This window comes from Streptococcus sp. A34, assembly GCF_043674115.1.
Classification (GTDB): domain Bacteria; phylum Bacillota; class Bacilli; order Lactobacillales; family Streptococcaceae; genus Streptococcus; species Streptococcus suis_V.
In genome coordinates this window covers 1-11,929 of record NZ_JBIMJM010000048.1, presented here as the reverse complement: position 1 = coordinate 11,929, position 11,929 = coordinate 1, and the positions used below count along the sequence as shown (strand labels likewise).

Sequence of the window (11,929 nt, the reverse complement as noted above, 5' to 3'; positions counted from 1 at the left end):
CTAACTCTATTATACTACTTTACATATGAAAAAGCCGTTAGAAATACAATTCTAACGACTTTGTCTTCAGTCTGAAACCTTATTTAGGTTTTTCTTACTATTGTTTTGTAAAAATACTGGCCATACCTGCATGATTGATAGAAGCTATTTCTTACAAAAATGTAAGTGGGATAATTGACAAAAATGTTATAAAATTAGTATGGAAAACACTTGCAAAAAACGATGTATAGGTGTATTATCTTTATAAGACAATTATTTTTGTAACATGTAAAGGAGACAGATATGTTTAAGTCCAAAAAAGCAAAAATTGCCCTTTTTTCTGGTCTTGGGGTTGCATCGGTAGCCCTGGTCGGTGGGGCCTTGCTCTTCTCTAATGCCTTAGGTGGTTCAGGTAGCGCAGGTGAAGACTTTACATTACCCATGACCTACAGGGTGGTTCAGGAAGGTTCGATTGCTTCGTCGACCTTGTTGACGGGGACAGTGGCTGCGGGTGAAGAGCAGTTTGTCTATTATGACCCCTCTAAAGGCGATATCAGTGAATTTTACGTTGAACAGGGGAGCCAGGTAGAGGCTGGAACGGCCCTGCTTCGCTATGATGCTTATGAATTGCAGACGGCTCTTGATTCGGCTGTGCGTGGACGGGATAAGATTGGACGTCAAATATATGAGGTACAAAATGGTGGTCAGACCTTGCCAACAACAGGTGACCCAGCCTTGGATGGAGAAGCAGCGGCCTCTGCCCAACGTTCCATTGATTTGCAATTGGCGGATTTGAATGATGCCTATGCGGATGCCCAAGCGGCGGTAGACAAGGCATGGACGGCCGTCAATGAAGCGACCGTTGCCAGCACCGTATCAGGTACAGTTGTTGAGGTCAATAAGTCTGTTTCTAAGAGCTCGACCAATAGCCAGACAGTCATTCACATCGTCAACCAAAATAGCCTGCAGGTGACAGGTCAGCTTACAGAATATGATTTGGCCAATATCAAGGTTGACCAAGAAGTGAAATTAAGCACTAAAGTCTATCCAGAACAGACCTGGACTGGTAAAATTTCCTATATTTCAAACTATCCAGCCAATGATCAAACTGCGGTAGCAGTACCGGGTGGCGGCGGATCTGGTGGTGGTGCCAAGTATCCTTTCAAGGTGACTTTGACTAGCGATATCGGCGACCTCAAGCAAGGTTTCACTGTCAATATGGAAGTGGTCAACACCAGCAAAAATATCTTGGTCCCTGTGACAGCTGTTGTCTATGAGGATGATAAGACCTTTGTTTGGACATTGGTAGATGGTAAGGCTAAAAAAGTAGAGGTGACTCTGGGTAATGCAGATGCTCTTAACCAGGAAGTGATCAAGGGCTTGTCTGTTGGTGACCATGTCATTGTCCTCCCAGATTTTGACTTACAAGAGGGTCAAGAGGTAGAAGCCGATGAAGAACCAGCTAATTAAACTCACACAAATCAACAAATCCTATAAAAACGGTGACCAGGAGTTGCGAGTTCTCAAGGATATTGATTTGGAAGTCGAAGAGGGAGAATTTCTAGCCATTATGGGACCGTCCGGGTCTGGTAAATCCACTCTCATGAACATTATTGGTTTGCTGGACAGGTCTAGTTCTGGCAACTATTGGCTAGAAGGCGAGGAAGTCAGCCAGTTATCGGAGAAAAAGTTGGCCCAGGTCCGCAATGACCAAATCGGTTTTGTCTTCCAACAATTCTTCCTCCTTGCCAAGCTCAACGCCTTGCAGAATGTGGAGTTACCCCTAATTTATGCAGGAGTACCGTCCAACCAACGTAAGAAAAAGGCCAAACGTTACCTAGAAAAAGTTGAATTGGCAGAACGTATGGACCACCTGCCGTCGGAATTGTCTGGAGGTCAAAAGCAACGGGTGGCTATTGCGCGTGCCTTGGTCAATAGCCCAGCCATTATCTTGGCGGATGAGCCGACGGGGGCCCTGGATACCAAGACTGGCCAGCAGATTATGGAGCTTTTGACTGAGCTCAATAATGAAGGTAAGACCATTATCATGGTCACCCACGAGCCAGAGATTGCCGCCTATGCCAAGCGGAAAATAGTTCTTCGGGACGGGATTATCACTGAGGATAGAAGAAGGGAGGAGGCTTAATGGAAAATTGGAAATTTGCCTTAAAATCAATCCTAGCCCACAAGATGCGCTCCCTCCTCACCATGCTGGGAATCATTATCGGTGTGGCTGCTGTTGTTATCATCATGGCTCTAGGTGAAGGTCTACAGAAATCCATGGAGAAGGCCCTGGCTGGGGAGCAAAATAATGTCTCTGTCCATTTTTCTCCTTATGTAAATTTAGAAGAGGTTTCGTCGGGTTTATTTAATGCTGGCTTCACTGGGGAAATGTCTATGGAAGAAGAGCCTGACTTGACCCATAGCATGTTGCAAGGACTTCTGGAAATTGACGGTTTAAGCAACTACTATATCAATTTGAGTAATATGGGAACAATAGAAGCCGGTAACAAATCATCTGATAATGTGACCATCAATGGGGTCAGCCATTCCTATTTTGATGTCAAAAATCTAGAAATTTTGGCAGGACGCAAGTTCACTCCTAATGACTATAGTCGCTTTGCTCGCATTATCATGCTGGATGTCAATCTGGCTGAAAAACTGTTTGGCTCCATGGAAGCCTCCCTCAACCAGACGGTTTCTCTCAATGGCAATGCCTATCTAGTTATCGGTGTTTACAAGGAGCCCAATGCTGGCACGGCCATGTTTGGGATGAACTCAGGCGGTAATGCCATTATGGCCAATACCCAGGTTGCTGCAGAGATGGGCATGAAAGAAAATTCTGGACTCTATGTCTATGTCGAAGACGTGACCAGGGTCACAGAGGTTGGTCAGGCTGCTGCGGACTATCTGACTAGGGTTTCTGGTCTAAAAGAGGCTCGCTATGATATTTTTGACATGTCTGCCATGATTGAAAGTTTCAAGAGTGAGCTAGGTATTGTGACCACCTTTATAGGTGCGGTTGCAGGTATCTCCCTCTTGGTCGGCGGTATCGGCGTGATGAACATTATGCTGGTATCCGTGACCGAGCGGACAAGGGAAATCGGTCTGCGGAAGGCACTGGGAGCGACTCGTGCCAATATCTTGAGTCAGTTCTTGATTGAGGCTATGGTCTTGACCACTCTGGGCGGTGCCATTGGTCTCTTAATCGCCCAAACGACTGTCGTTTTGCTCAATATCAGCAAGGTCATGGGTCAGGGTATGTCCGCCGTCATCTCTATCCCAGTGGTTCTGGGGAGTCTCGCCTTCTCAGCCCTGGTTGGTATCATCTTCGGTGTCCTCCCAGCAAATAAGGCTTCTAAATTGGATCCAATTGAAGCACTGCGATATGAATAACATTCAAAACGATTAGGTTTTTCCTAGTCGTTTTTCTGTGAGCAAACGGCTTGACATTGTCACTAGTTAAAGATAAAATAAGGACATCATTCAGATTAAAGGAGTAACATCATGGTAGAATTAGGTATTTCAACATTTGGAGAAACAACCCCTCTTGAAAAGACAGGAGAAACGTACAGCCACGACGAGCGCATTCGTCAGCTGGTCAAAGAGATTGAACTGGCAGACCAGGTTGGCCTGGATGTCTATGGGATTGGGGAGCATCACCGCGAAGATTTTGCGGTCTCTGCACCTGAAATTGTCCTGGCAGCAGGTGCTGTCAATACCAAGCATATCAAACTGACATCAGCAGTTTCGATTCTTTCCTCTATGGATCCAGTCCGCCTCTATCAGCAGTACACCACCATTGATGCTTTGTCAAACGGCAGAGCGGAAATCATGGCTGGCCGTGGTTCCTTTACGGAGTCCTTCCTCTTGTTTGGTTATGATTTGCATGACTATGAAGAACTGTTCGATGAAAAATTGGATATGCTTTTAGAGATTGACAAAGCTACCAACTTGACTTGGGGTGGTAAATTCACCCAGTCGGTGGACAATAAGCCTGTTTATCCGCGACCTGTTCAGGAAGATTTTCCTATCTGGGTAGCGACTGGTGGCAATGTCGAGTCAACCATCAAGATTGCCCAAAAAGGCCTGCCAATCGTTTATGCAGTCATTGGAGCAGGGGCTCATCGTTTCAAACCGCTGGTAGATGCCTACCGCAAGGTGGCTCGCAATTCCGGTCACTTACCTGAGAAAACTAAGGTTGCTGCTCATTCTTGGGGCTGGATTGCTGATGACCATGACAAGGCTGTTGAGGAATATTTCCACCCAACTAAAGTGGTCACTAACAATATCGCCAAGGACCGGCCACACTGGTCTGAAATGACCAAGGCCCAATACCTCTATTCTTTGACAGATGAAGGAGCAAGCATTGTTGGCGATCCACAGCACGTCGCTGCAAAAATTATCCAAACTATCGAAATCTTGGATTTGGAGCGTTTCTTCCTCCACTTACCAATCGGCTCAATGCCACATGAGGATGTCCTCCGTGCTATCGAGCTTTATGGTAAAGAAGTCGCACCGATTGTGCGAGAATATTTTGCTAAAAAAGAAGAGGCTGGAAAGTAAATTTGCCCTCACTGAAAGGCTGGTATTTGCCAGCCTTTTTATCTGTCCATTTTAGGAAAAAATGGTGTATAATAGATGCAGAAATAGATGTTTGAGGGTGCAAAATGGAAAATTTACAGGAATATGTAGCGTTTGATTTGGAATTTAATGCGGGCAACGGTGCCTATCAGCTGATTCAGCTATCGGCAGTTAAGTTTGTCAACCATGAGGAAGTGGACCAGTTCGACAGCTATGTTTACACAGATGTTCCCCTCCAGTCCTTTATCAACGGTTTGACAGGTATCACCGCAGAGAAGATTAAAACTGCCCCTAAAATAGAGACAGTTTTAGCAGATTTTCAGGCCTTTGTGGGACAAGCAGCCCTCATCGGTTATAATGCTATGAAGTCTGATCTACCTATTTTGGCAGAAAATGGTCTGGATTTGAAGGACCAGTACCAAGTTGACCTCTATGAAGAGGCCTTGGAGCGTCGGTCAACAGACTTAAACAGTATCGTCAATCTCAAGCTGACCTCAGTGGCGGACTATCTAGGTGTCAAGGGACGAGGGCACAATAGCCTAGAAGATGCTCGTATGACCGCCCAGGTATATGAGAAATTTTTAGAGTTTGATGAAAACCAACAGATGCTAGGTCAGCAGGAAGTCGTGACCAACAATCCCTTTGCCGGACTAGGAAATCTGTTTGATTAGAAGAGAAAATGAGCTACAGCAATGAAACTGTAACTCATTTTTTTGATTTTCTAGTTGGAATTGGTGTGAAGCTATAAATTTGCGTTCAGCTAGAGCATATTTCATATTAGGGAGTCCAATAGTCCAGTGGACTATTGGAATTGATATGAGTCCCTAAAACTGCATTCATCTCAAACTTACTTCATAGTAGGGAATAGGAGCACATCTCGAATAGTAGTAGTATCTGTCAAGAGCATGCAGAGGCGGTCGATTCCGATTCCAAGTCCACCTGTTGGTGGCATACCGTATTCGAGGGCTTCGATATAGTCGTAGTCCACGCCTGTTGCTTCGTCATCACCCAATTCTTTGGCTTTAGCTTGGGCTTCGAAGCGTTCCAATTGATCGATTGGGTCGTTCAATTCTGTAAAGGCATTTCCGTATTCCTTTGTCATGATGAAGAGCTCAAAGCGGTCTGTGAAGCGTGGGTCTTCATCGTTTTTCTTAGCTAGTGGTGACACGGCTACTGGGTGACCATAGACAAATGTTGGTTGGATAAGAGTTGCTTCAACGTACTCTTCAAAGAAGCTGTTGATGATTTGGCCAACTTCTGTATGGTGTTTTTCTACAGGAACCTTGTGTTCGTTTGCCAGGGCGATAGCTTCTTCTAAGCTCATCTCCTGCCAGAAGTCCACACCAGTTTGTTCCTTAATAGCATCGACCATGTGGATACGCTTGAATGGCTCGTGGATAGCAATTTCAGTTCCTTGATAAGTAACAGGACCGTCGCCGACAACTGCCTTAGCAGTATGTTGGATAATGCCCTCGGTCAAGTCCATGATGTCTTGGTAGTCAGCATAGGCCTGGTAGACCTCAATTGAAGTAAACTCAGGGTTGTGAGTGGCGTCCATACCCTCGTTACGGAAGATACGGCCGATTTCATAGACACGCTCCATACCACCGACAATCAGGCGTTTGAGGTGCAATTCAGTCGCGATACGCAAGACCATATCAATGTTTTGTGCATTGTGGTGGGTAATAAATGGACGGGCAGCAGCACCACCAGCCTCATTGTGGAGAACGGGCGTTTCCACTTCCAAAAAACCAAGTCCGTCCAGGTAACGACGGATTTCAGAAATGATTTTTGAGCGCGTGATAAAGCGGTCAAAGCTCTCACGGTTGGTAATCAAATCCAAATAACGCTTGCGGTAGCGGGTTTCGATGTCTGTCAAACCGTGGAATTTTTCTGGCAATGGGCGGAGCGCCTTAGACAGATGGGTCAGCTTGCGAGCGTGGATAGACAATTCGCCCACGTTTGTTTTGAAGACGTCGCCCTCAACACCGACAAAGTCACCCAAGTCAGCTTTTTTGAAGATTTCGTAATTTTCTTCGCCAACATCATCCTTACGGACATAAATTTGAATTTGCCCTTCACGGTCTTGGATATGGGCAAAGCCAGCCTTACCCTTACCGCGTTTGGTCATGATACGACCAGCGATAATAGCCGTTTGACCCAGCTCTTCCAATTCTTCTTTTGATTTGTCTTCGTATTGTTCCTTCAACTGAGCAGAATCAGCAGAGCGTTCAAATCGCTTACCGAAGGGGTCAATGCCCTGTTCTGCAAGAGCTGTCATTTTCTCACGACGGACAAGTTGTTGGTCATTCAATTCTTCAAAATGTTCAGTAGACATAAAATTTTCATTCCTCCAAAGTCTGTTCCTTCTATTCTATCATAGAAGAGGTAAAAAATCAGCAAAAAAGAAAGCAGGAAACTGCTTTCTTAGTGAGATTTATAGCGAGTATCATTCCAAACCAGCTCGGTAAAGTGTTCAAAGTCTGTCGTTTCCAAAATGGAAATGGAAGCATTATCCAAACCACCGCGGTGACGGAGCTGGGCGGGTGTAAATCCGAGCAGCCGGTGGATGGAAGCGGTTAGGATAGCTCCGTGGCTGACAATTAAGACCCTATCCATGTCCTGTCTTTTTAATGATTGGATAAAATCCACCATCCGTTGAGTAACTTGATGGACACTTTCTGCTTCAAATAGGTCATTGTCAAAAAGGGCTAGATTATGTTTGAGTGCCCAGGCTTGTTTGGGGTAGATGGCACGAAAAATTGCCATCTTGCTTCCTTCTAACGTTCCAAAATTCCATTCACGTAATTGTTGCGTGATTAGAACGGTTTGGCAATGGTGATTGGCTTTGGCAATTTCTACGGCAGTGCTATGTGCGCGCTGCAAATCACTAGAATAAATAGCATCAAAGGGGATTTCAGCAAGGTATTTGCCTAGTTTTTCTAAATCCTGATAAGATTCAGGCAAGAGAGCCGAATCTCCAGAATAACCCTGAAATCGACCTTCCAGATTCCACTCGGTCTTGCCGTGGCGGATAAAGTAAATCCTCATGCTAGTCTCCCTCGGTCAAATCGGAAAAACTAGCCTTGACAAAATCAGCCAGGACCTGACTATCAATGCCGATGGAACGGCCCACTTCACCAGCAGAGACAATCATGTAGCCCGTTTCCAGTGCTGACTGGTCTATGTAGATAGGAAAATTGTGCTTTTGCCGGATACCGACAGGGTTGTTGGCACCGTGGACATAGCCGGTTGTCTTTTCCAGATCCTTTTGTGGAATCATGGTGACCTTCTTGTTGCCAGAGACCTTGGCCAATTTCTTTTCGGACAGGTGCTCGGTAATGGGAACAATTCCGATAATGGGCCCTGTCTTATCACCTTTTAGGGCCAGGGTTTTGTAGATTTGTTCCATTTGGATACCTTCAGGTACCTTGCCTTCAAGGGCATTGATGATCAGACTGTCGTGGGCAATTTTGGCCTTGTCCAGAATCTGGTCGACCAAGGTTTTCTTGATTTTTTCTTTCTTTGCCATAGGATAACCTCCTACTTGTATTTTTCCTCGAGTTTGCTCATCCAAAGGCCAAGCCAGGCACCAAGAACAAAGAGGACAAGGGCAGCAAGCCAGGTTCCGATGCCAGCTCCAGCATAGGAAATGGCTTCCTCATTACCTGCTTGTGGGATAAGGATGAGAATGGTGGATGAAGCGACGATACCGATGATAAAGTGGTAAACGCGGGAGTGGTAGACCTTGAGAGCATGGTCCATGGACTTAGAAAATGCCACCATAGCTAGGGCCCCACCGATAGCAATAGGCAGAAAAGTGCCAAGCAGGTCCAGGGACTTGAATCCATTGAGCATAGGCGTGTAAATCCCTAAAATCAAAAGCAAGTTAGACGGGCTGAGCCCAGGTACCAAAATCCCCAGAGCAATCAGAGCACCAGCCAAGACAAAACTAGCAAAGCTAGCTGGCAGGGTTCCGACCAAACTGTTCAAATTGTAGAGTAAAAGACCAGAGACGATAAAGGTTGCAACCAGCCAAATCCAGTCAATACTGTCACGCTGGCTCTTTTGAGTAGATTCCTTGAGCAGGCTAGGAATGGTTCCTACAATGGCACCGGCAAAGGCCCAGAGAACGGGTACCTGGAAGTGCTTGAGCAGGAATTCAACCGGGAAGGAGAAGAGGGCAATACCCAAAATTCCCCCGATTCCAACAGGGATAAAATAGAGCAAATTTTCCTTGAAATCCTTGCGAATATTGGCTAAAAAGCCGATGAGCCGCTCATAGATGCCCAAAATCGCAGCCAATACACCACCAGAAACACCGGGCAAAATAAATCCAAGGGCGATAATCATTCCCTTGATAATTCTTGAAATCCAAGATGACATAAATTCCTCCAAAATTATGTAATGGACCCATTATAGCACATAGACCGAATTTCGTCGAAAAAAGCCTGCCAAAACGGACAGACTTAGGATGATTTTACCTTAAAGAAGGCAGGTCTTGATTTGTAGAGAACAATCAACAGACCTGCTGCAATCAGGGTCGATGGCAGAATATAGCTGATATTGTATTGAAGAGAGTAGAGCCAGACAGGCATACCAGGTGTAGCGTAGTCAGCATAGAAGATGATTCCGGCCAGGAAGTTGGCCAGGAAACGAATATTGCCTCCAAGTAGACTGGCTAGTCCAATCCAGCTGATTGCACTTGTGCTGGTCTTACTGGCTTTAAAAGGTCTTGTAAATAGCCCTGCCAACCCAATTCCAGCATAGGATAAGGCGTAATCCAGAAAGACCTGGAAGGGATTGAGGAAGTAGCCGCCGTAGAAGAGTTGGATGGTACCGACAATTCCACCTGCTAGCACACCGATAGCCAGGCCATGTCTGAGTGCCAGAAAGAGAATGGGCAGCATGACCAAGGAAACCGATCCACCTTGGGGCATAGTGAAGAGCGGCAGTTTGTCAAAGACCAGGGCAATGGCAGAGAAGATGGCTACTTCAGCCAGGGTACGTAATTTAGTATGGGACATAAAAACCTCCTTTATGGTTGCAATGAAAGGAGGGTTGGCTTTTTATGATATCCATAAAACACAATCCCTACGCTAGTCTTACCTAGATCAGGTTCGAGGATTTCGCAGATGCGATCTCAGCCGAAGCACTCCTTTGTGAAATTATTTAGTTGTTACTCAGGAACGGTAAAGAGCTTTTGATAGACCTCGTTAGGGTCTTTTAAGCTAGTGATGAGGTTGAGGTCCAGATGGTATTTAAAGCCATTCAAGTAACCTCGTGAAGTATATTGGTGAAGGTCGTAGGCCAAATCAGTGTTGGGAGCGGCATTGTAGTAACCCGAGTCCATCCCATAGGTTGGAATCCACAGGGCATCAAACTTATCTACTGTGATGCTATGTTCATCCATAAAATAGGTGCCAATATAGAGTCCAATATTTCTAGCACCAAGGTCTACCAACTCCTGTCTGAAAGCCTCGACGCCGGCATTCATATCACCCATGGTCTTTTCCTCAACGTCCATCCAATAGAAGGTTGGCTTGTAAGGCGAGGACAGCTTGTAGAAGGATTGGGCTTCTTTTTTCATGGCTTCTATAGAATTTCCTGTCACATAAGCATAGACAGCGATGGGAACTCCCCGCTTTTGAAATTCTTCAATATGTTGCTTATAGGACTTGTCAATTCCATTTTTATCGGTGGCAGAGTTTTCTTTCTTTGTATGGGAACCACTCTGAATCCGGATAATAGCTCCAGAAATCTGTTCGCTGAGCGTATCGTAGTCGATATCCTCAGGTCGTTGCCATGCGGAAACGTCAATGATTGGCTTCATTTCTAAAGCATTCTCTATGACATAGGTAGAGCTTGCGCTTGTGATCTTCTTTGCTTCCTTTTCTATTTGAGCTTCTTGAATTGCTGCCGCCCGTTTTTCAGCTTGGATAGCCATGGTCCGAGTCAAGAGAATCAAGGAAGTGAATAGAGCAAAGAAAACAATCACAATGATAGGTTTAATTCTCTTTCTCATCTTTTTTATTTTAACTCAAAGATCTGGAAAAATCAAAAAAAATAGTCTCATTTATGCAGGAAATAGCTAACTTTCATCCGCTTGACATATCCTGGCTATTGGGGTATGCTACTAATGGATATAAGAACCTGTCATTAAAGGGCGGAACCTTTCTCCGTTGCGAATTTGTCCAACAAGTTTCTTGCATGAGAATACAGGTCCTAAAAATGAAGTAGGAGTTGCATGACTACCCAGAAAATTAGTAGAATTGCTATCTTAGCCAGCGTTTGCATAGCACTTCGATTTGCCTTTTTTCCTTTTGCTAATATCAAGCCCATTACAGCTATATTTTTAGTCTCCAGCCTTTTTTTGCCCATGGCAGATGCTTTCCTCATCATGGCTTTGACCATGTTTGGGACGGCTATTTATATGGGGTTTGGGATAGTTGTTTTGTGGCAGATTCTCAGTTTTGCAGCTATCATGCTAGTGTGGAAATGGGTATGGTCCGGCCTGCGGTTGAGCTATTGGAATTCAGTCCTCATACCTATGTTGTTAGCTGCTGTAGTCACTTTTCTATATGGATTGGTCATTAGTCTTCTGTCAGCCCTACAATTTGGGGTCAATCCATGGGTCTATTGGCTAAATGGCTTGAGTTTTGATGTGGCCCATGCAGTATCAACTGCCTTATTTTACCCAATTATTGACGGGATTTTTCGGAGGTTTATAAAATGAAACGGTTACTAAGAATTTGTGTTAGTGTCCTAACCGCCTTGGTTTTGCTAGGGTGTTCGACAACGAGCAACCAGCCTACAGCTAGCAGTCAGGTAGAGGAAACCAGTCAGCTACTTGAGGCCACTTTGAGGATTACGAGTGATGGTCAGAATTCTACCAAAAATGTCCGATTTGAAGCTAGTGATTCTGTCATGGATGTCCTGGAAGAGTACCACGATATCGAGGAAGAAAACGGCATGGTTACGGTCATCGACGGAAAAAGTCAGGATCCAGCCAGTAATACCTACTGGATGTATAAGGTCAATGGTAGCTTGGCAGAAAAAGGTGCTGCAGAACAAATTCTACAAGAAGGAGACGATGTTGAATTCTACCTTGAAAGCTTTCAATAAACTCAAATAGCTAGAGCACTTAAACAAACTAGGTCAGAGGATTGCCTCTGGCTTTTTATATGCTTTGAAGAATAAATTATAGTTGTGAAAATGGTCAATTGACATTCCTGATTTTGCAGAGAAATAGGCCGGTATATTTTATTAAAATTGAGTGAACAGAATAATCGAAAGTTCTATAATGAAGTTAGCCACCCCAACCTAGCCAAAAAACAGCTGTTTCAACTGGTTCAGCTGTCTGTTC

At 44.9% G+C, this 11,929-nt stretch carries 13 protein-coding genes and 1 riboswitch; of the genes, 7 read left to right on the top strand and 6 right to left on the bottom strand.

All coding sequences use genetic code 11. The annotated features are described in order from the left end of the window. Window positions 1–282 precede the first annotated feature (282 nt). The 5 genes from ACHBGV_RS09540 to ACHBGV_RS09520 all read left to right on the top strand — a co-directional run bounded on the left by ACHBGV_RS09540 (window position 283) and on the right by ACHBGV_RS09520 (window position 5,234). A complete protein-coding gene (locus ACHBGV_RS09540; RefSeq protein ID WP_105123078.1) occupies window positions 283–1,449 on the top strand; it encodes an efflux RND transporter periplasmic adaptor subunit in 1,167 nt (388 codons plus the stop codon). Then, complete coding sequence (locus ACHBGV_RS09535; protein WP_105110682.1) at window positions 1,430–2,125, top strand: ABC transporter ATP-binding protein; 696 nt, start codon at window positions 1,430–1,432, stop codon at window positions 2,123–2,125. The genes ACHBGV_RS09540 and ACHBGV_RS09535 overlap by 20 nt, the downstream gene beginning before the upstream one ends. Then, the gene (locus ACHBGV_RS09530) at window positions 2,125–3,375 is read left to right on the top strand and encodes an ABC transporter permease (protein ID WP_172058985.1); all 1,251 of its coding nucleotides are present in this window, start codon (window positions 2,125–2,127) and stop codon (window positions 3,373–3,375) included. The genes ACHBGV_RS09535 and ACHBGV_RS09530 overlap by 1 nt, the downstream gene beginning before the upstream one ends. Window positions 3,376–3,486: 111 nt before the next feature. Continuing rightward, window positions 3,487–4,545, top strand: coding sequence for an LLM class flavin-dependent oxidoreductase (locus ACHBGV_RS09525; RefSeq protein ID WP_394736213.1), 1,059 nt, complete (start codon window positions 3,487–3,489; stop codon window positions 4,543–4,545). Between the two features lie 104 nt (window positions 4,546–4,649). Next, entirely contained in the window at window positions 4,650–5,234 is a 585-nt protein-coding gene (locus ACHBGV_RS09520; protein ID WP_105123082.1) for a 3'-5' exonuclease, read from the top strand. A gap of 176 nt (window positions 5,235–5,410) precedes the next feature. Here ACHBGV_RS09520 and lysS read toward each other — a convergent pair whose 3' ends face one another. The 6 genes from lysS to ACHBGV_RS09490 form a co-directional block, all read right to left on the bottom strand. Next, on the bottom strand, window positions 5,411–6,901 hold the full coding sequence (gene lysS, locus ACHBGV_RS09515; protein ID WP_105123083.1) for a lysine--tRNA ligase: 1,491 nt from the start codon (window positions 6,899–6,901) through the stop codon (window positions 5,411–5,413). Window positions 6,902–6,990: 89 nt separating this feature from the next. Beyond that, a complete protein-coding gene (locus tag ACHBGV_RS09510) occupies window positions 6,991–7,614 on the bottom strand; it encodes a histidine phosphatase family protein (protein WP_105110687.1) in 624 nt (207 codons plus the stop codon). Window position 7,615: 1 nt separating this feature from the next. After that, window positions 7,616–8,095: an aminoacyl-tRNA deacylase gene (locus ACHBGV_RS09505; RefSeq protein ID WP_394736212.1), complete on the bottom strand. Its 480-nt coding sequence runs from the start codon at window positions 8,093–8,095 to the stop codon at window positions 7,616–7,618. Between the two features lie 11 nt (window positions 8,096–8,106). Then, window positions 8,107–8,949: a DUF368 domain-containing protein gene (locus ACHBGV_RS09500; RefSeq protein ID WP_105110689.1), complete on the bottom strand. Its 843-nt coding sequence runs from the start codon at window positions 8,947–8,949 to the stop codon at window positions 8,107–8,109. A gap of 83 nt (window positions 8,950–9,032) precedes the next feature. After that, a complete protein-coding gene (thiT, locus tag ACHBGV_RS09495; protein WP_394736211.1) occupies window positions 9,033–9,590 on the bottom strand; it encodes an energy-coupled thiamine transporter ThiT in 558 nt (185 codons plus the stop codon). A 47-nt stretch (window positions 9,591–9,637) separates the two neighbouring features. Then, window positions 9,638–9,733: riboswitch (TPP riboswitch) on the bottom strand. 9 nt (window positions 9,734–9,742) lie between these two features. Beyond that, complete coding sequence (locus ACHBGV_RS09490) at window positions 9,743–10,588, bottom strand: glycoside hydrolase family 25 protein (RefSeq protein ID WP_394736210.1); 846 nt, start codon at window positions 10,586–10,588, stop codon at window positions 9,743–9,745. A gap of 222 nt (window positions 10,589–10,810) precedes the next feature. On the opposite strand from ACHBGV_RS09490, the gene ACHBGV_RS09485 reads away from it, so the two are divergent. Together ACHBGV_RS09485 and ACHBGV_RS09480 are read left to right on the top strand one after the other, a co-directional pair. After that, window positions 10,811–11,299 carry a hypothetical protein gene (locus tag ACHBGV_RS09485; protein WP_105123087.1) on the top strand — a complete coding sequence of 163 codons (489 nt, stop codon included), beginning with the start codon at window positions 10,811–10,813 and terminating at the stop codon, window positions 11,297–11,299. Then, window positions 11,296–11,688, top strand: a complete 393-nt coding sequence (locus ACHBGV_RS09480; RefSeq protein WP_172022509.1) for a DUF4430 domain-containing protein — start codon at window positions 11,296–11,298, stop codon at window positions 11,686–11,688. The genes ACHBGV_RS09485 and ACHBGV_RS09480 overlap by 4 nt, the downstream gene beginning before the upstream one ends. The last annotated feature ends 241 nt before the right edge of the window (window positions 11,689–11,929 follow it).

What these genes read in the sequence shown, in the direction of transcription:
- ACHBGV_RS09530 (WP_172058985.1), top strand. Translation starts at nt 2,125, where the DNA reads ATGGAAAATTGGAAATTTGCCTTAAAATCAATCCTAGCCCACAAGATG.
- ACHBGV_RS09490 (WP_394736210.1), bottom strand. Translation starts at nt 10,588, where the DNA reads ATGAGAAAGAGAATTAAACCTATCATTGTGATTGTTTTCTTTGCTCTA.
- ACHBGV_RS09480 (WP_172022509.1), top strand. Translation starts at nt 11,296, where the DNA reads ATGAAACGGTTACTAAGAATTTGTGTTAGTGTCCTAACCGCCTTGGTT.
- ACHBGV_RS09505 (WP_394736212.1), bottom strand. Translation starts at nt 8,095, where the DNA reads ATGGCAAAGAAAGAAAAAATCAAGAAAACCTTGGTCGACCAGATTCTG.
- ACHBGV_RS09510 (WP_105110687.1), bottom strand. Translation starts at nt 7,614, where the DNA reads ATGAGGATTTACTTTATCCGCCACGGCAAGACCGAGTGGAATCTGGAA.
- ACHBGV_RS09535 (WP_105110682.1), top strand. Translation starts at nt 1,430, where the DNA reads ATGAAGAACCAGCTAATTAAACTCACACAAATCAACAAATCCTATAAA.
- ACHBGV_RS09500 (WP_105110689.1), bottom strand. Translation starts at nt 8,949, where the DNA reads ATGTCATCTTGGATTTCAAGAATTATCAAGGGAATGATTATCGCCCTT.
- thiT (WP_394736211.1), bottom strand. Translation starts at nt 9,590, where the DNA reads ATGTCCCATACTAAATTACGTACCCTGGCTGAAGTAGCCATCTTCTCT.
- ACHBGV_RS09540 (WP_105123078.1), top strand. Translation starts at nt 283, where the DNA reads ATGTTTAAGTCCAAAAAAGCAAAAATTGCCCTTTTTTCTGGTCTTGGG.
- lysS (WP_105123083.1), bottom strand. Translation starts at nt 6,901, where the DNA reads ATGTCTACTGAACATTTTGAAGAATTGAATGACCAACAACTTGTCCGT.
- ACHBGV_RS09485 (WP_105123087.1), top strand. Translation starts at nt 10,811, where the DNA reads ATGACTACCCAGAAAATTAGTAGAATTGCTATCTTAGCCAGCGTTTGC.
- ACHBGV_RS09525 (WP_394736213.1), top strand. Translation starts at nt 3,487, where the DNA reads ATGGTAGAATTAGGTATTTCAACATTTGGAGAAACAACCCCTCTTGAA.
- ACHBGV_RS09520 (WP_105123082.1), top strand. Translation starts at nt 4,650, where the DNA reads ATGGAAAATTTACAGGAATATGTAGCGTTTGATTTGGAATTTAATGCG.